This is a genomic window from Clostridiales bacterium (assembly GCA_017569285.1).
Taxonomy (GTDB): Bacteria; Bacillota; Clostridia; order Christensenellales; family Aristaeellaceae; genus Aristaeella.
This window is the reverse complement of record CP069419.1, coordinates 44,531-65,956: the sequence shown is the minus strand read 5'-3', so window position 1 is coordinate 65,956 and position 21,426 is coordinate 44,531. Positions and strand designations below refer to the sequence as shown.

Genomic DNA, 21,426 nt, shown 5'->3' with positions numbered 1-21,426 from the left:
TGAAAAAACATGTGATTTCTGCATATGTTCAGGAGTAAAAAATGAAAGATCTGAATTTTCAGCCTTCCTTTACCCCGATGTCCCAAAATCCCAACGGTTATGAAGCTCATTATGAATTCAGTGAAAGTATGTCTGTGACACAATACCATTGTCATGACTATTTTGAGTTTTATATACATCTGGGCGGCGGACAGTTTATGGGTGTGGACAGCCATCTGTATGCGCTGAAGCCGAATCAGCTGTTCATTCTTCCTCCATTTTTTATGCATGGCCTGAACTGCATCGGGGAAATGCACAATTATGAACGTGCATATCTGAACATTTCCCCGGAAGTTCTTCGCAATCTGGGCTGTAATCTGCTGGATCTGGATCAGTTTTTCCGTTCCCATGCAGCACACGGCCGATATACATATGAACTTCCTCAGAATGTTGCACATGAATTCTGCAGCCTGGTTCGTCAGCTGCAGTCTCAGGAGCTGATTTCGGAAGATCCGGTCCATCGCTTTCAGGATTATTCCCTGATGATGAAAGCCCTCGCGATGATTTGCGACGTGCTGGGCGCTGCCGCACCGGCCGAAAGCGAACCTCTGACAAACAGTATAATTCAGGATGTTCTGACCCACATCAACAACCATTATACCGAACAGCTGAATGTCAATGAACTTGCAAAAATGTTCAATGTAAGTCCTTCCTACCTTTCACATGAGTTTACACGTTTTACAAACCGCAGTGTATATAATTATATCCTCTACCGGCGTGTAATGCTCGCACGTCAGCAGATGCTTGGAGATGAAAGCCTGAACAGTATTGCTTTCCAGTGCGGCTTCAGTGATTATTCCAATTTCCTTCGCGCGTTCACGAAAATAGCAGGAATCTCCCCAAGCAGGTATCGAAAGCAGCTGCATCAGTTTCATAACCTTGAACTTTAAATACCAAATAATGCATTTTTGGCTTGACAAAACCCGTAAAGTTTTCGTATAATCTCACCGTTGCGATTAGGGGCATGGTGTAATGGTAACACGTGGGTCTCCAAAACCTTTGTTGAGGGTTCGAATCCTTCTGCCCCTGCCAAATAAAAACTTCCGCTTATATGCGGGAGTTTTTATTTGCATAGAATAGAGGATTCGAACGGGCCGGTAGTGAAGACAGCACAGTGTGCTGTCAGAGCCGGCCCAGCTTTTCCGCAGAAAAGGCGAATCCTTCTGCCCCTGCCAAATAAAAACTTCCGCTTAAATGCGGGAGTTTTTATTTTCCTTAATCCAGCTTACATCTTCCGGAAAACGCAGGAGAATGAAGTTTTATTTATCTTTTTTTGTAATAATATTGACTTAGAGTAAACTTTAAATAATAGAATATTATAAAACAAGTGTATATTGAAAGGAGCATATCCATGGATCAACTGATGCATCGTAAATCAGAAGCCAAAATCCAAATACTGAATCCGGACGGCACTCCGGCTTCCGGACGCCGGTTTCAGGTGAACCAGACCTCACATCAGTTTTTGTTTGGCTGCGGTGCCTTTGATTCTGTTGCTTTAATGAAAACACAGGATCCTGAAAAAAAGGCTTTTCTGACAGAGCGAATGAACAAATGGCTGGCTCTTTTCAATTATGGAACCCTGCCGTTTTACTGGGGTCGATATGAGCCGTCGGAAGGCACAACCGCGTATCCCGAAACAATGGCGGCAGCCCGCTGGCTGCAGGAACAGGGTGTTCGTGTAAAAGGCCATCCCCTCTGCTGGCATACTGCATGCGCGCCATGGCTTATGCAGTACAGTAACGAAGAAATCCTTCGCCGTCAGCTGGAGCGGATCAGGCGGGATGTCTCCCTGTACAAGGGTGTTGTGGATATGTGGGATGTAATCAATGAAGTAGTTATTATGCCGGTTTTTGACCGTTATGATAATGCAATCACACGGATATGCAAGGATTTGGGACGGATTCGCCTGGTAAAGGAAGTTTTTGCTGCCGCGAAGGAAACCAATCCGGATGCAACTCTCCTGATCAATGATTTCAACACAAGCGTTTCATATGAAATCCTTCTGGAAGGTCTCCTGGAAGCCGGTGTTCCGATCAGCGCCATCGGCATTCAGAGCCATCAGCACCAGGGCTACTGGGGACTTGAAAAACTGAACAATGTTCTGGAGAGGTTTTCCCGGTTTGGGCTTCCGATTCATTTTACGGAAAACACGCTTGTTTCCGGTGAAATCATGCCGGCACATATTGTTGACCTGAATGACTGGCAGGTTGACACATGGCCAAGTACACCGGAAGGTGAAGAGCGTCAGGCCCGTGAAATAACCGAAATGTATTCTGTGCTCTTTGCCCATCCGCTTGTGGAAGCAGTCACAACATGGGATTTTAATGATGGATGCTGGCTGAATGCTCCTTCCGGTTTTGTATATTTGGATAACCGGGAAAAACCGTCCTATTATGCACTGCATGAACTGATCCATGGTGAGTGGGAAACCCATAACGTGCTGATTACTGATGAAAACGGGTATATTACTTTCACCGGCTATAAAGGAAATTATAGTGTTTCAGACGGAGATGCATCTGCCTGCTTTACGCTGGATGCTCCTGTCAGCATGAAACTGAGCCTTGACCGGTAGTGGAGTGATTTCAATGAATAACCATCCTGTTTTTCGGATAAACCAGACCGGATATGCGGCCGGAATGCCGGTATATATCGCATTTCTGGGTGAAGGTACGGTCCGGCTGACCGATGGCTCCGGCAGATTGCTGCGGGAATTGCATCAAATGCCGTCACCGATTGATCATTCGTCCGGAGATCCGGTTTCAGTCCTGGACCTTGGGATTCTGCCTGAAGGCTGCTATACACTTGAAAATAATGGATTTGTCAGAAAGATCTCGGTTTTGAAGAATCCATGGCAGCCTGTCGTTGATATGATGGTCAAAGGATTCTATTTCCAGCGCTGCGGATGTGAACTGAAGAAAGAGTATGCCGGAGTATATGCACATCCTGCTTGCCACACGGCGCCTGCAGCAGAATGGGAAAACCGTGAAAGAATCCGTCGGATTACCGGAGGCTGGCATGATGCCGGTGATTACGGCAAATATGTTGGTCCCGGAGCTGTTACAGTTGGTCATCTGCTGTACGCCTGGAAGCTGTTTCCGGCCAGCTTTTCCGGTTCTCTGAATATTCCGGAATCAGGAAACGGTATTCCGGACGTTTTGAATGAGGCCCGGTATGAGCTGGACTGGATTCTGCAGATGCAGCGTCCGGATGGTGCTTTTTACCACAAACTGACCAAGGATCATTTTGCTCCGTTTATCATGCCGCACGATGATACCGATCCAGAATACCTCATGCCGGTCTCGCATTGTGCTACGGCAGCCGCTTCCGCATGCCTTGCACTTGCTTCTCGGGTTTATGCCGATTTTGATATTGATTTTTCCGGCAGGGCGCTTGCGGCGGCTCTCAAAGGATGGACATGGCTGGAAGCGAACCCGGATTTCATTCCGTTTCGGAATCCAGAGGGGGTCCGGACCGGATGGTACGGGGAAAAAACTGATTCAGATGATCGTTTTTGGGCCGCCTGTGAACTATTTGCAGCCACCGGTGACATGGATTTCCGGGAAGCTGCTGAAAACCTTTATCGCAGCGGACAGAATCTGACGCAGTTCGGATGGTCGGATGTCGGCGGAATGGGAGCCTTGTGCTGCCTGTTTGATATGCGCGAAAAATCCGGCAGCATTCTTTATTCCCGGCTGAAATCAGATTTTCTCCGGCAGAGTGAAAATGCACTCAAATTGTCTTCCGCTTCAGGATATGGTACTTCCCTTTCTCCGGATCAGTATGTCTGGGGCAGTATCTTGCCGATTATGGCAAATGCCGTTTCCATGATCCTGAATTATATGCTGACCGGACGTGAAGATATGCGGAAAGCGGCGCTGCTTCAATGGCATTACGCGTTTGGTATGAATGCCTTGGATCTATGTTTTGTTACAGGTCTGGGGGAAAAACCCGTGATGCATCCGCATCATCGTCCTTCCGGTTCAGATGGAATTGATGACCCGGTTCCCGGGTTGATTGTCGGCGGACCGAACAAAGGTTTTCCATATCCGGTTCACAGGGAGCGGCTTGGGGAAGATCTTCCTCCTGCAAAGTATTACCTGGATGAGCTTCCGTCTGCAGATACCAATGAAATTGCAATTTACTGGAATTCACCCACTTTATTCGTCGGCGCATTTTTCATGATGGTCAGTCATTCATAATCGGTTTTGCGATATGCAATTGATTTTTCAGACAGATGAAAGGAGTCAGAATATGAAAAAAAGGTTAATGGGAAAGCTCGGCATTTATTCCTCCGCTTTCGGACTTGGCTGCATGCGGTTTAACGGTCCTGCGTCCGGTGACAGTGTGATAGATGAACAGAAAGCCGTCTCACTCATCCGTCGTGCAATTGACGGAGGAGTCACATATCTGGATACGGCATATGTTTACCTAAATAAAACTTCTGAAATTGTCCTGGGCAAAGCCCTGCTGGATGAGTATCGGGATCGGGTTACCATTGCAACGAAAATGCCGGCCGAAGCCGTTCACAACCGGGCTGAGATGGAAGCTCTTCTTGATTCTGAGCTGAAAAAGCTGCAGACGGATCATATTGATTTTTATCTCATGCATGGAATCAACAGGGAAAAATGGGAATACTTCAAATCCATCGGGGCGCCGGAGTTTTTTGATGATATGAAAAAAGCCGGGAAAATCCGGTATAAGTGCTTTTCTTTTCATGGCCCCTATGATCAGTTTGAATATATATTGAACGACAGTGACTGGGATATGGTCCAGATTCAGTATAACTTTATGGATATCAACAACCAGGCCGGCACCCGAGGGCTTGAACTGGCCGGAAGCAAAGGAATTCCGGTTGTGATCATGGAAGGTCTGCTCGGAGGCCGCCTGGCAAATGCTCCGCAAAATGTGCAGGCGCTTTATGATGCTTTTCCGATAAAAAGGTCGGCTGTGGAATGGGCATTCCGATGGTTATGCAATCATCCGGCGGTTTCTGTGGTTCTTTCCGGTTGCAATGAACCGGAGCAGATTGATGAAAACCTCCGGATCTTCGATACAGTGGAACCCGGTATTATGAGTCCTGATGAACTGCATTTGATGGACGATGTACGCAGCGCATATATCAGCCGCACAAAAATCAGCTGTACCGGCTGCCGTTATTGCATGCCCTGCCCGAACGGCGTCAATATTCCGGGTTTATTCTCTGCCTGGAATAATGTATCCTTGTATGATACGGATCCAAAGCATAGCTGGGAGCTTGGAAATATCCTGAAGAATGGTTCCGGAGCGGACAAATGCGTCGGATGCGGTGCCTGCGAGGCAGCCTGTCCGCAGCATTTGAATATCATTGAGTCATTGCAGAACGCATGGACTGACCTGGGATTGTAAAAAGCGATCCCGGAAAAAGCCCGGAATTCGGAAACCGGATTCCGGGTTTTATATATACTTTTGGAAAACCGCAACCAGTCTTCCCTTCCGGGTTTCCCTTTCAATTCCTTCATATTTTCCTTTTCCGATTCCACGGATGGACAGGATGTCTCCGGAATGAAGCTTAGCGCTTCGGTCCATGATGATTCTCCCGTTTACGAATATTTTGCCGGAAGAGAATAAGGAGGCCGCCTGTGTTCGGCTGATGCCTGCAAATTCAGCAGCAAGTGCATCAATCCTTTCGGATGCGGCATGAACATAAACCGGCTGGAATTCCGGCTTCATATCTTCATCATCCGGCGCAGCCGGATATGTGCGGACAGCCGTGCGCCGAACACGGTTCAGGTCTGAAAGAATGATTTCCGCAACATGTTCCTGGCAGACAATCCAGGCTTTCCGTCCGCGTACCAGAATATCGCCGATTGTCGACCGCTCAATTCCAAGGTTCATCACCGCACCGAGATAATCACGATGGGACAGGTCTTCCGCGAATTTTTCATTCTGCGGTTCTGCCCGGATAATCCGGAGCGGTATGGTTTCAGCAGAATCGTATTCGTCTTCACCCGCTGCAAGAATTCGGCGCTCCGCATTTTCATAGCCGCCTTCAAAAGCCCACTGAAAAAACGCCGCGGAAGGATTTCTGGCAAAATCGTCCTGTTCCGCAGGCGTCAGGAAACTGGAATAGCAGCGCCGTCCTGTTTTCTCTGCACGGCTGCAGATATCCAGCAGATGTCGGATTGTTTCTTCTGTTGCGTTCATGGATTCAGTTCTTCCTCCTGTCCGGCTGAACAGGCAAAATCAGGAATTGGAATCCTCGTCATTGGTGTGTTTGATACCGCTTACGCTGCTGACTGCGGAAACAATACAGATAATTACAGCAAATACGGCAATCGCAATAACAGCACTGACCGCAACGATGGCTCCGGTTTCCATTGACAAATTCCTCGTTTCATTCAGGTTCTTTTAATATTATGCGATATTCTTCTGTTTTTTTCAACCGGATAAATCTGTTTTTATTTCCGGGATTGGTTTACAGTTGGAATAAAACAGGATAAACTGAATATAATGAACCTGAAGGGATGATTGGGATTGGAAACTCGGTTTACTTGTCAGGCATCCGCAGCATTTGGGCTGGAAGGGCTTGTGGCTGATGAACTTCGGTTGCTGAAAATGGCGAATGTTCATGCGGAAAACGGAGATGTCCGTTTTGATGCCTGTCCGGAGGATATTTTTCGCTGCAATCTGGCACTGCGGTTTTGCGACCGGATATTTATTGTCCTTGCCGATCAGAAATGCCTGACTTTTGATGAACTGTTTCGTCTTGTTTCTTCTGTTCCTTGGGAAGAATATGTTTCCGGGAATGAGGCTTTCAATATTTCTGCCAAATGTGCCCGAAGTCAGCTGATGAGTCCCCGCGACTGTCAGTCCATTTCAAAAAAAGCAATCCTTGAACGCCTGAAATCGAAAACCGGCCGTCGTGTCTTTCCGGAAGACGGTCCGGCTTTTCCGGTTTTGATTTCGGTCCATTCTGACCGCGTTCGTGTTTTGCTGAATACATCCGGAGAAGCGCTTTCCCGCCGCGGTTACCGTACCTGGAACGGTGAAGCTCCGCTCCGGGAAACCCTTGCTGCTGCATTGGTCCGTCTGAGTCCGTGGAAACCCGGAATACCGTTGTATGATCCCTGTTGCGGAACAGGCACGATTCTGACGGAAGCCGCTTTGATTGCAGGCTGCCGTTGCCCCGGCATTCTCCGCAGCTTTGCGATGGAAAACTTTTTCTTCTGCCGGAATCTGGATTTCGCTTCCATCCGCAGAAATGCGGAAAAAGATTATTCTCCGGACCGGATTGTTGATATTGCCGGTTCAGATATTGATCATGAACCGTTGGAGCTCGCTGCCCGCCATATTCGTCAGGCTCATCTGGAAGGAAAAATATCCCTTTCGGTCCTTCCCCTCCAGGAAGTCGTGCTTTCTTCGGAAAACGGAGTATTCATCTGTAATCCCCCATATGGGGAACGGCTGAATGATCAGTCGGCTGCACGCGCGCTTTACCGTGAACTGCGGGCGCTGAAGGATCGTCATCCATCCTGGTCCCTGTGTGCGATTACTTCGGATCCCGGTTTCGAAAAATCCTTTGGTTTGCGTGCGGATAAAAAAAGACGCCTTTACAACGGGCGTCTTGAATGTACGTATTATATCTATTACGGAAGAAGAAAACCGGTATCAGCCTGAACTTTCATCATGATAATAGCCTTTTCGCTGCTTTCAGCAGGAACGGGCCGGAAATCATTGACATTTTCTGGATATCGTGAGCTGGTCTTGATCGGGATCAGCTCGATTTGTGTTTCCGGTTTTCTGCTTCCAAATGAAATGAAAGCCTGTGCGATGATTGCATCATATCCGCTCAGGTTGATCGTTCCGCCAAAACACAGATTTCCAAGACTGTATATAACCGGTACGTTTTCAATGAAATCAATTCCCTGCACGACATGCGGATGATGGCCGATTACCAGGTTGGCCCCTTCCCTTACGCAGGTTCTTGCCATTGCTTCCTGCATGGCATTATGATTCGGATCATATTCTGTGCCCCAATGGCACTGGCAGATAATATAGTCACAGCCCCTTTCCTTCAGCCTGCGGATATCTCTTGAGATAACCTTTGGATCTTCACGATATGCGGTTTCCCGGCATCCGGCAAATCCGATCAGGTATCCGCGGACTGAAATGACACAAGGCTTCTCTGGCCCGCACCAGTTTGCGATTCCGCTGATTGCATCAACAGTCGATTCATATCCCGGAATGCCGTAATCAATCGTATGATTATTGGCCAGGTTGACAATCTCAACCGATCCGTCCCGGATTATGGAAGAAAACGCCGCAGGTCCGCGGAAACGCCATTGTTTTTTCAGATCTTCTCCGTCTGGGGTATCCTTCAGTACCCCTTCCAGGTTGATACTGGTGATATCATCGTTCTGAAAGTAGTCTCCGATTCCGGAAAACGGATAACCGGATCCGTACTTTGCGATATAGGCAAACAGGCTGTCCTCCCGCCGGAAATAACTCTCCCGTCCTCCAAGTACCGCATCCCCGCCGAATGTGATAATCACGGGATCTTCATCACTGGAAACGCCTGGTTGATTCAGTTGGTCACATACATCGGGATTGGAAGTATTTCCGGTTAGGATGGCCTTTTCTTTTTCCCTTTCTTCGGGATCATCGAGGATAATTACCCGGGAGTGATATGGAATATGCGTCCAGATCCAGTATGCGTTAATTCCTTTTTCTGGTCCGGGTTCTGCCTGAACCCGGATGCATGCATGGGATCCCTTTGTTCCCAGCAGTGCGCGTCCTTCGGTAAAATCTTTCTTTCCGTTTCCGAACGCATAAGGAATCTGATGGATCAGGTTGCCGCCGTCATACTGGATGACAAAATCATACTTTTTTCCGTTTGTACTGTAATCTACCCGGTGCTCACCGGTCAGGAAGCTTCCGGCAGCGGTTTCCTGATACAGTTCATTCTTTTCCATTCGTCCGGTACAGACCTGGATGGTTTCAATCCGTTCCCCCCGGAAAAACACACTCATGGTCTGTGCTTTTTTATCAATCAGCAGTCCGTATTCCCGGCCAGGCTGCACAACCTTCAGCTTTTCAAGGGGGACCCATCCGGATATTTTTTCTCCCTCTTCATGGTTCCAGGCTTCAACCTGTGCCCAGGAATCCATGATATCAAGCACACAAAGCGTCTGGGTTTGTCCATGCAGGGTTCCGAGAACAAGGGAATCCATGCGGGGTTCTTTATATACATTCTGGTGATCGACATTCCGGATATCCACAACAACAGCGGGCTGGGTCATCAGCTTCCAGATGGTCTCATCATCATCGTTTTCTTCCGGCATAATGCGTCCGGTAATGGCAACCGGTTCAGGTGCGGGTTTTTCATTTTCAATCCGAAGATTGAATTCACTCTGATATTCCGGATTGGAAATTTCATATACACGGACCAGGTATTCACCCGGAGCAATTTCATTTCTGCCGCTTATTCCGGACAACGAAGTAGTGTTGATACGGTTCGCTTTCATTTCACGCCGGAAAGAATATACAGGAGTGTCTCCCTGTATAAAATCAAAAACCAGGGTGCCCGCTGTGACAACTTTTGATTCCACAAACCATTCATCCGGATTGCTAAGATAAGCAGTCTGCGATGAGGGAAGTGCAAAATAAAGGGCCTGTGTTACGTACTGAATCGGCGAATCGAACTGCAGTGTATATACATTTCCGGAATTCCCGATCAGTTCACCTGTAATATGATAAGTCATCGGTGTCAGCCGTTCCCGGTTGTATCCGCACCCGTCCCATTCAATCCGTGTATTGCCTGCTTCAATGTCCTGGGATAAGGTTCTGAATACGGAAGTATCATTATGGATCTGAATGGTAAGTTTCCCGCTTTCAGGAGCATCCACAGAGAAAACGTTTTGGGCGAAGCTGGTGATCTGTCCGATTCGTTTAATGGAAAAACCGGAAATTTCTGCAGCGCAGCAGGACAGGAACACGGATACTGCTGATACAGCCAGGATAATTGTCCATATCAGGAAATTCTTTTTCCGCATTCCTCTCCGCCTCCTATTTTCCTGTAATAAACCGGATTCAGACTATCAGTATTTTCCTCTTTCGTCAATGCTTGACAAATGTCTTCCCGGCTCTTATAATCACTTTTGTTCTGCGGTCGTGGCGGAATCGGCATACGCGCACGTTTGAGGGGCGTGTCCAGCAATGGGTACGGGTTCAAGTCCCGTCGACCGCACTTTTTCCCCGGGTTTCTGCCCGGTTTTTTTTTATCTGAATGTAAAAAGGCACGCCTGCACGTGCCTGAAAAGTGGAGATGAGGGGAGTTGAACCCCTGTCCGAAGATTCATCCGAAGGACTTTCTCCGAGCGCATTCCGTGATTTGATTTCCCCGTTCCGGCCGTCCGCGGACAGACTGCCGGACAGGTAGCTTCATAATTACGGATTAAGCTGCAAAGCTTAGGCTTAACTCGTTCCCTGCGATCATGACGCCGGTTGCCTGATCCGCAGGCGGTCAGGGCCGACGCGCGGCATTAAGCCGCGAAAGCGTAATTGCTATTGTCAGTTATTGTTTTTCCCCGTTGATACGCAGTACAGGGCCTGCGGCTCGCTTATCCGTCATCCGACATCCCCGTCGAAACCGGATCATCCCCATTTCTGACAGCATTACGTTTTCAAACTTTTTGCTTTTCACGAAGCGCGCGGCGGATTTCCCGTTCTGAATCGCGTTTCGCGATGGTATCCCGCTTGTCATGTACCTGTTTTCCGCGGCACACACCAAGCTCCATTTTGACTCTTCCGTCTTTGAGATACAGTTCCAGCGGAACCAGTGTATATCCCTGGCGCATCACCTGGGAATCCAGTTTCCGGATTTCACTCCGGTGAAGAAGCAGCTTTTTGTCGCGAAGCGGATCCCGGTTGTAGATGTTTCCCTGCTCATATGGACTGATGTGCATGCCTTCAACCCATACTTCGTTTTTCCGGATCTGGGCCCAGCTTTCCTTAAGGTTGACCTTGCCGAGGCGGACGCTTTTCACTTCAGTGCCAAACAGCGCAATGCCGCATTCAATCCGTTCTTCCACAAAATAGTCATGATAGGCTTTTTTGTTCTGTGCGATGACCTTGATCCCCTTCTGATGCGGCATGAGTCAATTCCTCCCTCCGGAAGTATAACACACGCCTGTGATCTTTTCAATTCCGGCTTTCTATGGTAGAATCACACCTGTTAATGATGGAAAGGTGTGATCCTTCTTGAACGATTTGCACGAAATGTCTTCCCGTGCCAGGAACGCATTCCTGGAATTATCGGTTGCTCCCTTGTCTTCACGGAATGAAGTTCTGACCCGTATGGCGGATCTTCTGGATGCTTCAGCCGATGAAATCTTTGCCGCAAATAAGGAGGATCTCTGTCTTGCTGAAAAGGAAGGACTTTCCTCTCCGCTTCTTCATCGTCTGAAGTTCGGACCGGACAAACTGAAACAGGTATGTGACGGTCTTCACTCCCTTGTTCTTCTTGCGGATCCGATCGGTGCAACCACGATTTCGACACAGATCACCGAAGGCCTGAATCTCTATCGGGTAATATGTCCGATCGGTGTAATTGGTGTGATTTTCGAAAGCCGTCCGGATGCCCTGATCCAGATTGCTTCGCTTTGTGTGAAAAGCGGCAACTCGGTTCTTCTGAAGGGCGGGCGTGAAGCCCTTCATACCAATCAGGTACTTTGCCGGGTGGTACGCGAATCTCTTGAGGCTTCCGGTCTTCCGGCCGATTGTGCCCAGCTGCTGGAAACCCGTGAGGATGTTGCTTCCATGCTGAAGGAAGATGAGCTGATTGATTTGATTATTCCGCGGGGAAGCAACGCATTTGTTCGTTATATTATGGATAACAGCCGCATTCCTGTTCTCGGACATGCAGATGGTATTTGTCATGTTTATGTCGATAAGGATGCAGATCCCGAAAAGGCAGTCCGCATCTGTGTTGACAGTAAAACCCAGTATGTTTCGGTCTGCAATGCCGCTGAAACCCTGCTGATTCACGAAGCGGCGGCAGCTTCCCTCCTTCCCCGGATTGCTGAAGCGCTGAAAGCAAAAAATGTTGAAATTCGCGGAGACAAAGCCGCTGCCGGAATAATTGACTGTATTCCGGCGACCGAAAAGGACTGGGCAACAGAATACCTGGATTATATTATCTCTGTGCGGGTGGTTTCTTCTCTTCGGGAAGCGGTTGACCATATCAATCATTACGGTTCTCACCATACGGACTGTATTGTTACAGAGGACAAATCAGCTGCCGCCGAATTTATGAACCGGGTAGACAGCGCCGGCGTATACTGGAATGTTTCCACCCGTTTCGCCGACGGGTTTGTTTACGGTTTCGGTGCGGAAGTCGGTATTGCGACCGGTAAGATTCATGCCCGCGGTCCTATGGGTCTGGAGGGTCTGACAACCTATAAATACAAACTGATCGGAAACGGGAATATTCTTGCTGAAATAAAAGACGGAACCCGTTCATTTACCCATGTGCCGCTCAATGAAAAGTGTCCGCTTTAATGACTCAGAGGTGATTTTGATATGATGAGGCTGCAGAAATTCCTGGCGCTCAGCGGAGTCGCATCGCGCCGGAACGCGGAAAAGATGATTTCGGAAGGACGGGTCTCGGTCAATCATTGCAGGGTTACCGAAATGGGTATTCAGGTGGATGAAAATTCCGATATGGTTGAAGTGGACGGAACCGTTGTTTCCATTCAGGAAGAAAAGCATTATATTGCATACAATAAACCGATTGGTGAAGTCACAACTGTTTCTGACCCGGAAGGCCGCGCAACTGTAATGGACAAATTCCGGGATTATCCCGTACGCCTTTATCCGGTGGGACGTCTCGATTATGACAGCGAGGGTCTGATTCTCCTCACGAACGACGGGGACATGATGAATCATGTTCTTCATCCCAGCCGTGAAGTCAGCAAGGTATACCTGACCAAGGTTTCCAATCAGGTTACAGATGATGAAATCAGCCAGCTGCGGCGCGGTGTGATGATTGACGGCCGTCTGACCTCCCCGGCTTCCGTACGTCTGATCCGCCGGGAAACATTTGATACGGTCCTGCTGATTTCGATTCATGAAGGCCGGAACCGCCAGGTACGGAAAATGGTGGATGCGGTTGGGCACCAGGTGGTCAGCCTGAAAAGGGTTGAATTCGGTCCGGTCAGCCTTGGGGACCTTCCCGCAGGCAAATGGCGCCGCCTGACAGAATCAGAAATCCGCAGGCTGAAGGAAATATGATTTTCATGCATTCTGCTTTTTCCGGCTCTTGACAAATCCGGGTTTTTCGATATAATCAATCCCTGTGAGCAACAGCCTGCCTGGAGAGTTGGCTGAGTGGTCTAAGGCGCACGACTGGAAATCGTGTGTGGGGTGATACCTCACCTAGGGTTCAAATCCCTAACTCTCCGCCATCAAAGAAACCTCTTTTGTCTGCCAAAAGGACAAGGGAGGTTTCTTTGTTGTTTTAACGAGATGAGCATGATATATTATTTCTATACGCTTCGGATGGGAGGAATGACGAACGGTACATTTGGAAGAATTAAACAAGTATAATGTATGGGACGTTATCGAACTAACTGTAAAAAAAGAGCAGGAAAGTTTTATCGCAGGCAATGAATGGAGTCTCGTCCATGCCTATGTGGGAAACAAAACCGAAGGCGCGGTATACCCTTTTGGAATTTTCGATGATGATAAAGCTGTTGGATTCTTAATGATCGCTTATGACTATGGCGAAGTATGCAATGATCCTGACGCGCCGGAAATATCCCAAAAGAATTATTTCCTTTGGCGATTGATGATAGATGAAGAAGAGCAAGGAAAAGGTTACGGGAAGAAAGCAGTAAAGCTTGCCTTGGAGTTTGTTAAGACATTCCCGCACGGCAAAGCGGATTTCTGCTGGCTTTGCTATGACAAAAACAACGAAGTCGCAAGGAAGCTATATCTTTCCATGGGATTTCAGGAGATTGGTGAACAGGATGATGATATCAACGCGGTAATTAAACTATAGAAAATCGCTGGTGTACTTTTAGGCGTATTTAGCTTGAAAAGTGTACTTTTACGCGGACTTACACATATAAAAGTCCTGTCATGAATGACAGGACTTTTATTGATTCATTTGTAATTTTCTGTTTATTCTGCACCGTCCCGGTTATACATGCAGTTTTTCATGATTGCTTCCACAATTTCCGGGTATTTCCATTCACAGGTCCTGCGGTCAATCAGTCCGAACAGTTCGCCGTCCCCGGTAAATCCATGGTTATCCCACCAACAGCATGTCATTCCGCGGGCACTGCCGGAAGCAGTGAAATAAGCAGCAAAATTCACACGGTCCTGCAGGTTGCCGCGTTTGTTCATTGCGCCGTATTCGTCGATAATAACCGGAATTCCCCGGGAAATAAATCGATTGTAAAGCGCGTTCATAAAAGTTCCGATTTCCGAAGTATACCGGGCATTTGTATGGTCAAACGTATTATAGCCGCCTTTGTTCAGCGCAAAATCATAAGGCGTATAGGCGTGAGCTTCCAGGATAATTCTGTTGTCGGCTGTATCTTTGGGCAGTTCGAACATTTCGCTGACTGCGTAATTGGGACTGGCATCATAGGAAGGAACCAGCAGATAGCGGGTCGCGTTGTTGCCTCCGCTTGCCCGTACAGTATCGACAAATACCTGATTCAGTTCATTGATACAGCGCATGGAATTCCGGCATTCGGAAGACATCTGGTTCCAGTTCCATTCATATTGGGTATTGACCATACGGGGCTCATTCATGGATTCAAGGATGACGTGCTCATCAAATTCATTGAAAGCTTCTGCCATCTGTTTCCAGATAGCGGTCATATATTCGATGGAACGTGCCTGATTGGCCGGACTTGGATACAGGTATCCGATTTTGTTGTCGTGATGTACATTGACAATGACGTACATACCTTCATCAATGCACCAGCCGACTACCTGTTTGACTCTGGCCATCCATTCGGGTGATATATTGTCAGACTGATCCACATGGTCGTGCCAGCTGACAGGAATCCGGATCAGGTTGAACCCGGCGGCCTTGATCGCCTGAATCAGGGCACGGGATGTCTTCACCCCGCACCACATGGATTCAATATCCATTTCGGAGCCATGAAACCACGTTCCCGGATCATTGGCATCAAATGTATTGCCGAGATTCCATCCGGTTTTCAGCTCCCTTGTAAACCGCATGGCTTCATTGTCCGGAATATCAAAGCGTTTCATCTCCGTGATGACCGGCACCGTAATGCCATCTTCTGCCATGCAGGCTGCAGCTGCTGTCAGTATAATCATTGCAAGAATAATGGACAGTATTTTTTTCATATGTTTCCGCCCTTTCATTTTTGTGTTTTGATTATATCATTGCGCAGTCATTTCCTGCAACTCCGGTTACTTTTGGCTTTTAATATTTCCTTATAAGTGGTAAAATAATATGATTCTTTTTTCTGAAGGAGGGCCCTTATGCGGATTATTGTCATCGGAGCCGGAAAGGTTGGATATAAGCTTGCAGAGCATCTGACCTCCGAGGAGCATGATGTGACCGTCATTGACAATGATGAGGATGTCATCGAACGCTGTTCCGGTTCCCTGGATGTGATCTGTCTCAGGGGGAACGGCGCCAATGCGAAAATCCTGCTCGAAGCAGGTGTGGATAAAGCCCAGATCGTAATTTCCTCTACAGCCAGTGACGAAACCAATATGCTTTCCTGCCTGATTGCGAAACGTCTCGGCGCCCAGTATACAATTGCACGGATTCGGGATCCGGAGTTCAATGAAAGCCAGATGCTTCTGCAGAATGAGCTCGGCATTGATGTGGCCATCAACCCGGAACGCGCCACCGCACTGGAAATCAGCCGCCTGCTCCGGTATCCTTTTGCCGGAAGTATTGAATCCTTTGCAAAAGGCCAGGTTGAAATGGTCGAATTCCGGGCCCAGGAATCAGATCCGGTGGTCGGAATCGCGATGAAGGATCTTGCCTCCAGGATTCCCGGCCTTCCCCGTATTCTCTATGCAATGGTGGAACGCAATGGGGAAATGCTGATTCCGTCCGGTGACTTCAAAATCGAAGCCGGTGACAAGGTATATGTTTCCGGTGATATGCTGACCATAACGGAATTTTTCCGCTTCCTTGGCCGCAACAAACAGAAAATCCGCAGCGTGATGCTGCTGGGCGGCGGCCGTATCTCCTATTACCTGTCCCGCTTTATTGTCCCGATGGGAATTCATGTGACTCTCTTTGAACTGAATCAGCAAAAAGCGCGGACACTCAGTGAGCTTCTTCCCAAAGTCGATGTGATCTTTGGCGACGGAACGGATCAGGATCTGCTCGAGGAACAGGGATTATCCCAGATGGACGCATTTGTTTCCCTCAGTAACCGTGATGAAGAAAACCTGATGACGGCCATGTACGCCGCCCGGGCCGGCGTACCGAAGACGATCGCCAAAAACAGCCGGACGACTTATATGGAAATTCTCAATGACCTGGGTCTCGATTCTGTGATCAGCCCGCAGACAATTACCAGCTCAACCATCCTTCGTTATGTCCGTGCACGGGAAAACAGTACCGGAACAAGGATTGAGCGCCTTTACCGCATAGCGGACGGAAAAGCAGAAGCGATTGAGTTTATTGCCCGTAAAGGAGATGCATATATCGGCGTTCCGCTGAAAGACCTTTCCACAAGGAAAGGTGCAATCGTCTCAGTTATTGTCCACCAGGGGAAAATCATCATTCCTTTCGGTCAGGATCATATTGAGGAAGGCGATCATGTCATTATCATTTCCCGCGATTCAGGCGTATCTGATCTGAATGAGGTACTCTATCGATGAACCGTAGACTGATTATCCGTGTTCTCGGCGCAATCCTGCTGGTGGAATCAGCGGCGATGCTTCCCGCTCTGCTGGTCTCCCTCGTTTATAATGACGGGGATACCGCCGTTTTGGGGCTCAGTGTCCTGATTGTTTCATTTATCGGTACGCTGATGCTGATGCTTCCTCCCCCTCTGGCCGGCAGTCATCTGCGGCTCAAGGAAGGCTTTATTATCACCGCGCTGGGCTGGATCCTGATGAGCCTTTGCGGAGCGCTTCCCTTCTTCATCTCCGGTATATATTCCCGGTTTGAAGATGCTTTTTTTGAAGCTGTTTCCGGTTTCACAACAACAGGAGCTTCTGTACTGACCCGGTTTGAAGGTTTTCCCCACGGGATTATGCTGTGGCGCGCAACCACCCACTGGGTGGGCGGTATGGGTGTACTGGTTCTGACATTGGCCCTGCTTCCAAAACTGACCGGCCGTACTGCGCACCTCGTAAAGGCAGAAAGTCCCGGTCCTTCCCTCAGCAAGCTGGTTCCGCAGACCGGCAAAACCGCAAAGATCCTGTATTCTTTGTATATCGGCCTCACAATTCTCGAGTTTATTTCCCTGATGTTCTGCGGCGTCACCCCCTATGATGCAGTGATCCATACATTTGGCACGGCTGGCACAGGCGGTTTCAGCAACTTCGGGGACAGCGTCCGTCATTTTGACAGTGTGGCAGTGGATACTGTCATTTCGATTTTTATGTTTTTGTTCGGCTGCAACTTCGCGCTTTACTATAAGCTCCTCTTTGGTGAAGGTTTCAGGGCCTTCTTGCGGGATGAGGAGTTTCGCTGGTATCTTTGCATCGGGGTCACTTTTATCCTGCTGATCTCCCTTTTTAATCTTCCGGTATACGGGAACTTCTTCACCTCCCTTCGGTACGGATCATTCCAGGTCCTTTCGGTCATGTCGACGACCGGTTTTGTCACCGCAGATTTTAATCTCTGGCCCGTTGCATCCCAGATGCTCCTGATCATTACGATGTTTATCGGAGCCTGTGCCGGATCCACCGCAGGCGGTATGAAGGTAATCCGGATCAACCTGATCGCCAAAATGTCCCGCCGGAATATCCAGATGACGGGAAACCCGAAGAGGATGGATGTGATCCGCCTGGACGGGAAAGCGGTAGATGACAATATTCTCAGCCAGGTAGCCCAGTTTGCGCTGATGTATGTTGCGCTTGTCCTTCTCGGAGCATTCCTGATATCGCTGGAAGGGAAATTCGACCTGACAACCAATCTGAGTGCTGCCCTCACATGTGTCAGCAATGTCGGTCCCGGGCTGGGAGCAGTAGGACCGACTGAAAACTTTGCTTCCTATGGTATTTTCGGTAAACTGGTCCTTTCGTTCCTGATGCTGTTCGGCCGTCTGGAACTTCTTCCGATGTTTATCCTGTTTACGCGTTCCGCATGGCGGAAATACTGATCATCCCCCTGGGGAGGTGGCACTGTGACTAACACTGCAAAAAATATCGCCAAAGGAATTTCAATCCTGGGCATTACCGGTATTGTCTGCAAAGTAATCGGCCTTCTTTTCTCAATACCGCTGAATAATATTTATTCCGATACGATTGAGGCAAATGATGTTGCCGGTTTGTTCTATTCTGTTTATCCAACCTATACCCTGCTTCTGACAATCTCCAGTGCCGGTCTTCCGGTCGCCGTATCCCGCCTGGTTGCCGGATTCCTGGCACGCGGTGACCGTGACAGTGCTTGGACCACTTTCAGAACAGCCCTCAGAATGCTTACTTGTCTCGGCGCTGTCTGCACAGTCCTGATGGTGTTACTGAATAAGGTACTCGTCGCCTGGGTTGACAAACCGCTTTCTTCCATGGGCTTTTATGCAATTGCTCCATGTGTCTTCATTGTATGTATTCTGTCTGCATACCGGGGCTTTATTCAGGGACAGCACAATATGCTGCCGACAGCTGTAACACAGTTGATTGAACAGGTCGGTAAAGTGATTATTTCACTTCCCCTTGCCTATATCGGTGTCCATTATTTCAACAGCCTTGAAATAGCTGCAGCCGGCGCACTTCTTGGAATTACGGTCGCTGAGCTGATTGCATTATGCTATATCATGATCCATCACAAGTTCCTGAAAAAGCAATTTGATATCATTCCCCAGAATCAGGAGGAACACCCGCTTGATCAGCGTTCCATACTTCGCCGGCTGATCATGATTTCCATACCGATTACGATTACAGCATGCATTATTCCGCTTTCAGGATTCATTGATTCGATCATGATGATGAAGCGCATGATGGTATCCGGCCTGTCGTGGGAAGAGGCGGATGCTGCTTATAATCTGTTCCATGGTGTGGTAATCCGTTTTATCAATATTCCCACGGCAGTCGCTCTGGCGATTTCCATGAATCTCGTTCCGGTTATTTCAGCTCGTCGCGCTGTCAATGATCATGAAGGGATCCGGCGTGAAAGCAATACCGGTATGCGCTATGCTTTCCTGATTGGTTTTCCTGCTTCCGTTGGTATGAGTCTTCTCTCCCGGGGAGCAGTGGAATTCTTTTATCGGAACAGTTTTCCCGCCTGGAAGATTACCCTCGCGTCAGAGCTCCTTTCTGTTTCAGCATTGACCGTTATTCTGTTTACTGCGGTTCAGGCAACCAGCAGTATTCTCCAGGGAATCCGTCGTCAGAAGATTCCGATGTATGCTATGGCAGCAGGTGTTGCCGTGAAGGTTATTCTGAATTTTATCCTGATCGGTACTCCCGGCATCAATATTCATGGCGGACCAATCGCCTCCATTTTCTGCTATGCCGTAGCGCTTGTTATCAATATTGTTTTTGTTTGCAGATATACAAAACTGAAATTCAACTGGATGGACTGGCTTGTCCGTCCGGGACTTGCCACTGCGGTGATGGGAGGCATTGTCTATGCGCTACTCTGCATTCTTCCGGCCGGCCGCCTGAGCACGATTATTGAAATAACAGCCGGTGTTATCGCTTTCATTGTTGCTGCCATCGTCCTGAAAGCCATTTCACTGGATGAACTCCGTAAGATGCTAAAGAGAGGAAGATCAAAGGCTTGAAACGCAGATCGCTTACAGTGGTTTCAATCGGTCCGGGAGATGTTTCTCTGCTGAATCAGGCAACAGTTGATACGCTTCGCGGTGCTTCCCCATTAATTCTGCGTACGGACCACCATCCCATGGCAGCATGGCTGAAGGATCAGGATATTTCATATGTGTCGTTGGACGATCTTTACGAATCCTCGGATGATTTTGACTGTATGAACTCGGCCATGGCGGATCGCGTATGGCAGCTGGCCGCAGAAGGGAAACATGCAGTGTATGCGGTTCCTGATCTGCTTACGGACCGGTCAGTCGATGAGCTGTTCCGGCATATTCCTGAATCCTGTTCTGAACCGGAAATCATTCCGGGGTTTTCGTACGCAGATTTTTACCTTGCCCGCTGCAGGGGCCTGATTTCTTCCGGTAATATCCGGATTGTTTCCGCATCCGAATTCCTTTCGTCTTTTTATGATCCGGAACAATCGCTTCTGATAACTGAAGTTGATGGAGCAATTACAGCCGGAGATGTGAAAGCGCATTTGTCTTCCCTCTTTGATGAGGAATCATCTGTATGGCTTATTCAGGCAGGAGGCCGTCCGGTTTCTCTCCCTCTTTATGAGCTGGACCGGAAAAAGAAATATGATCATATGACTGCTGTCCTTGTCCCTGGATCAGATTTCCTGCATCACTGCCGGAATACAATTCATGACCTGCTGAGTATTATGGAGCGTCTCCGGGCTCCGGACGGATGTCCCTGGGACAGCATTCAGACCCATGAATCCCTTCGTCCGTATATGGTGGAGGAAGCCTGGGAAGCGGTAAATGCGATTGATGATAACGACCCGGATCATCTGGCGGATGAACTGGGGGATCTTCTGTTCCAGATTGTATTTCATGCTTCCGTCGGGAAATCCTTCGGTGAGTTTGACTTTGTGGATGTAGTCACCAATATATGTACCAAGATGATTCATCGTCATCCGCATGTTTTCGGAAGCAAACATGTATCTTCTCCGGATGAGGTTTCCGACACCTGGGAGGAAATCAAACGGCAGGAAACCGGCAGCCGGACTGTAAGTGAAAGCCTTAATGATGTATCTTCGGGTCTTCCATCTTTAAAATATGCCATAAAAGTGAACAAAAAAGTGCAGCAGCTGCCGTCCTGGCGGCGGAATCCGGCCGATATCGCCGAAGAAATCCGAAATCTTTCCGGTTTACTGCTTGCTGCGGACGGTTCACTGGATGAGAAAGTAATGGGAAAACTCCTGTTTCTTTGCACTCATCTCTGCCACCGTTCAGACCGGGATGCGGAGATTATCCTGCATCAGGCGGTTGATCGTTTCAAATCTGCCTTTTCACGGATGGAAAATGATGTAAAATCTGCGGGAAAAGCGCTTGAAACCTTGACTTTCGAAGAAATATGCTTATACTTAAATAAAGCCGAAGCGGGAAATTGAATAGATTG

16 protein-coding genes, 3 tRNA genes and 1 other RNA gene are annotated in these 21,426 nt (G+C 48.4%); 15 read left to right on the top strand and 5 right to left on the bottom strand.

Annotated features, from left to right (window positions below; genetic code table 11):
- Positions 1 to 41: 41 nt before the first annotated feature.
- The 5 genes from JNO48_00335 to JNO48_00315 all read left to right on the top strand — a co-directional run bounded on the left by JNO48_00335 (position 42) and on the right by JNO48_00315 (position 5,424).
- Complete coding sequence (locus tag JNO48_00335; GenBank protein QTE68399.1) at positions 42 to 929, top strand: helix-turn-helix transcriptional regulator; 888 nt, start codon at positions 42 to 44, stop codon at positions 927 to 929.
- A 68-nt stretch (positions 930 to 997) separates the two neighbouring features.
- Positions 998 to 1,071 (top strand) — tRNA-Trp (locus JNO48_00330).
- 319 nt (positions 1,072 to 1,390) lie between these two features.
- Positions 1,391 to 2,611 (top strand): endo-1,4-beta-xylanase, encoded by a 1,221-nt coding sequence (locus JNO48_00325; GenBank protein QTE68398.1) that lies wholly within the window; start codon positions 1,391 to 1,393, stop codon positions 2,609 to 2,611.
- A gap of 13 nt (positions 2,612 to 2,624) precedes the next feature.
- Positions 2,625 to 4,238 (top strand): glycoside hydrolase family 9 protein, encoded by a 1,614-nt coding sequence (locus JNO48_00320; protein ID QTE68397.1) that lies wholly within the window; start codon positions 2,625 to 2,627, stop codon positions 4,236 to 4,238.
- Positions 4,239 to 4,305: 67 nt separating this feature from the next.
- Positions 4,306 to 5,424, top strand: coding sequence for an aldo/keto reductase (locus JNO48_00315; protein QTE68396.1), 1,119 nt, complete (start codon positions 4,306 to 4,308; stop codon positions 5,422 to 5,424).
- Between the two features lie 48 nt (positions 5,425 to 5,472).
- On the opposite strand, the gene JNO48_00310 is transcribed toward JNO48_00315, so the two are convergent.
- On the bottom strand, positions 5,473 to 6,222 hold the full coding sequence (locus JNO48_00310) for a hypothetical protein (GenBank protein QTE68395.1): 750 nt from the start codon (positions 6,220 to 6,222) through the stop codon (positions 5,473 to 5,475).
- Positions 6,223 to 6,606: 384 nt separating this feature from the next.
- Between JNO48_00310 and JNO48_00305 the strand changes: the two genes are divergently transcribed.
- Positions 6,607 to 7,695 (top strand): class I SAM-dependent RNA methyltransferase, encoded by a 1,089-nt coding sequence (locus JNO48_00305; GenBank protein ID QTE68394.1) that lies wholly within the window; start codon positions 6,607 to 6,609, stop codon positions 7,693 to 7,695.
- Here the strand turns inward: JNO48_00305 and JNO48_00300 are convergent.
- Positions 7,665 to 10,070 carry a CapA family protein gene (locus tag JNO48_00300; GenBank protein ID QTE68393.1) on the bottom strand — a complete coding sequence of 802 codons (2,406 nt, stop codon included), beginning with the start codon at positions 10,068 to 10,070 and terminating at the stop codon, positions 7,665 to 7,667. The genes JNO48_00305 and JNO48_00300 overlap by 31 nt on opposite strands.
- A 112-nt stretch (positions 10,071 to 10,182) precedes the next feature.
- Here JNO48_00300 and JNO48_00295 point away from each other — a divergent pair.
- Positions 10,183 to 10,264, top strand: a tRNA-Leu gene (locus JNO48_00295).
- Positions 10,265 to 10,334: 70 nt separating this feature from the next.
- On the opposite strand, the gene ssrA is transcribed toward JNO48_00295, so the two are convergent.
- Together ssrA and smpB are read right to left on the bottom strand one after the other, a co-directional pair.
- Positions 10,335 to 10,679: a transfer-messenger RNA gene (gene ssrA / locus JNO48_00290) on the bottom strand.
- A gap of 21 nt (positions 10,680 to 10,700) precedes the next feature.
- Entirely contained in the window at positions 10,701 to 11,171 is a 471-nt protein-coding gene (smpB, locus tag JNO48_00285) for an SsrA-binding protein SmpB (protein QTE68392.1), read from the bottom strand.
- Between the two features lie 124 nt (positions 11,172 to 11,295).
- Here smpB and JNO48_00280 point away from each other — a divergent pair, with 124 nt between their 5' ends.
- The 4 genes from JNO48_00280 to JNO48_00265 all read left to right on the top strand — a co-directional run bounded on the left by JNO48_00280 (position 11,296) and on the right by JNO48_00265 (position 14,077).
- Positions 11,296 to 12,576 carry a glutamate-5-semialdehyde dehydrogenase gene (locus tag JNO48_00280; GenBank protein ID QTE69637.1) on the top strand — a complete coding sequence of 427 codons (1,281 nt, stop codon included), beginning with the start codon at positions 11,296 to 11,298 and terminating at the stop codon, positions 12,574 to 12,576.
- Between the two features lie 21 nt (positions 12,577 to 12,597).
- Entirely contained in the window at positions 12,598 to 13,308 is a 711-nt protein-coding gene (locus JNO48_00275; protein ID QTE68391.1) for an rRNA pseudouridine synthase, read from the top strand.
- 82 nt (positions 13,309 to 13,390) lie between these two features.
- Positions 13,391 to 13,481: transfer RNA gene (locus tag JNO48_00270), tRNA-Ser, on the top strand.
- A 119-nt stretch (positions 13,482 to 13,600) separates the two neighbouring features.
- Positions 13,601 to 14,077, top strand: coding sequence for a GNAT family N-acetyltransferase (locus tag JNO48_00265; protein ID QTE68390.1), 477 nt, complete (start codon positions 13,601 to 13,603; stop codon positions 14,075 to 14,077).
- Between the two features lie 122 nt (positions 14,078 to 14,199).
- Here JNO48_00265 and JNO48_00260 read toward each other — a convergent pair whose 3' ends face one another.
- The gene (locus tag JNO48_00260; GenBank protein ID QTE68389.1) at positions 14,200 to 15,405 is read right to left on the bottom strand and encodes a glycoside hydrolase family 5 protein; all 1,206 of its coding nucleotides are present in this window, start codon (positions 15,403 to 15,405) and stop codon (positions 14,200 to 14,202) included.
- Positions 15,406 to 15,543: 138 nt separating this feature from the next.
- On the opposite strand from JNO48_00260, the gene trkA reads away from it, so the two are divergent.
- The 4 genes from trkA to mazG are packed head-to-tail and all read left to right on the top strand — an operon-like array spanning position 15,544 to position 21,418.
- Complete coding sequence (gene trkA / locus JNO48_00255) at positions 15,544 to 16,908, top strand: Trk system potassium transporter TrkA (protein ID QTE68388.1); 1,365 nt, start codon at positions 15,544 to 15,546, stop codon at positions 16,906 to 16,908.
- Complete coding sequence (locus JNO48_00250; GenBank protein ID QTE68387.1) at positions 16,905 to 18,359, top strand: TrkH family potassium uptake protein; 1,455 nt, start codon at positions 16,905 to 16,907, stop codon at positions 18,357 to 18,359. The genes trkA and JNO48_00250 overlap by 4 nt, the downstream gene beginning before the upstream one ends.
- A 24-nt stretch (positions 18,360 to 18,383) precedes the next feature.
- A complete protein-coding gene (locus tag JNO48_00245; GenBank protein QTE68386.1) occupies positions 18,384 to 19,982 on the top strand; it encodes a polysaccharide biosynthesis protein in 1,599 nt (532 codons plus the stop codon).
- Positions 19,979 to 21,418, top strand: a complete 1,440-nt coding sequence (mazG, locus tag JNO48_00240) for a nucleoside triphosphate pyrophosphohydrolase (GenBank protein QTE68385.1) — start codon at positions 19,979 to 19,981, stop codon at positions 21,416 to 21,418. The genes JNO48_00245 and mazG overlap by 4 nt, the downstream gene beginning before the upstream one ends.
- Positions 21,419 to 21,426: the final 8 nt, after the last annotated feature.

Bases quoted from the DNA above. Each gene is read 5' to 3' on its own strand.
- JNO48_00335 (QTE68399.1), top strand. From the start codon at position 42: ATGAAAGATCTGAATTTTCAGCCTTCCTTTACCCCGATGTCCCAAAAT.
- JNO48_00250 (QTE68387.1), top strand. From the start codon at position 16,905: ATGAACCGTAGACTGATTATCCGTGTTCTCGGCGCAATCCTGCTGGTG.
- trkA (QTE68388.1), top strand. From the start codon at position 15,544: ATGCGGATTATTGTCATCGGAGCCGGAAAGGTTGGATATAAGCTTGCA.
- JNO48_00310 (QTE68395.1), bottom strand. From the start codon at position 6,222: ATGAACGCAACAGAAGAAACAATCCGACATCTGCTGGATATCTGCAGC.
- JNO48_00300 (QTE68393.1), bottom strand. From the start codon at position 10,070: ATGCGGAAAAAGAATTTCCTGATATGGACAATTATCCTGGCTGTATCA.
- smpB (QTE68392.1), bottom strand. From the start codon at position 11,171: ATGCCGCATCAGAAGGGGATCAAGGTCATCGCACAGAACAAAAAAGCC.
- JNO48_00320 (QTE68397.1), top strand. From the start codon at position 2,625: ATGAATAACCATCCTGTTTTTCGGATAAACCAGACCGGATATGCGGCC.
- JNO48_00260 (QTE68389.1), bottom strand. From the start codon at position 15,405: ATGAAAAAAATACTGTCCATTATTCTTGCAATGATTATACTGACAGCA.
- JNO48_00325 (QTE68398.1), top strand. From the start codon at position 1,391: ATGGATCAACTGATGCATCGTAAATCAGAAGCCAAAATCCAAATACTG.
- JNO48_00280 (QTE69637.1), top strand. From the start codon at position 11,296: ATGTCTTCCCGTGCCAGGAACGCATTCCTGGAATTATCGGTTGCTCCC.
- JNO48_00315 (QTE68396.1), top strand. From the start codon at position 4,306: ATGGGAAAGCTCGGCATTTATTCCTCCGCTTTCGGACTTGGCTGCATG.
- JNO48_00275 (QTE68391.1), top strand. From the start codon at position 12,598: ATGATGAGGCTGCAGAAATTCCTGGCGCTCAGCGGAGTCGCATCGCGC.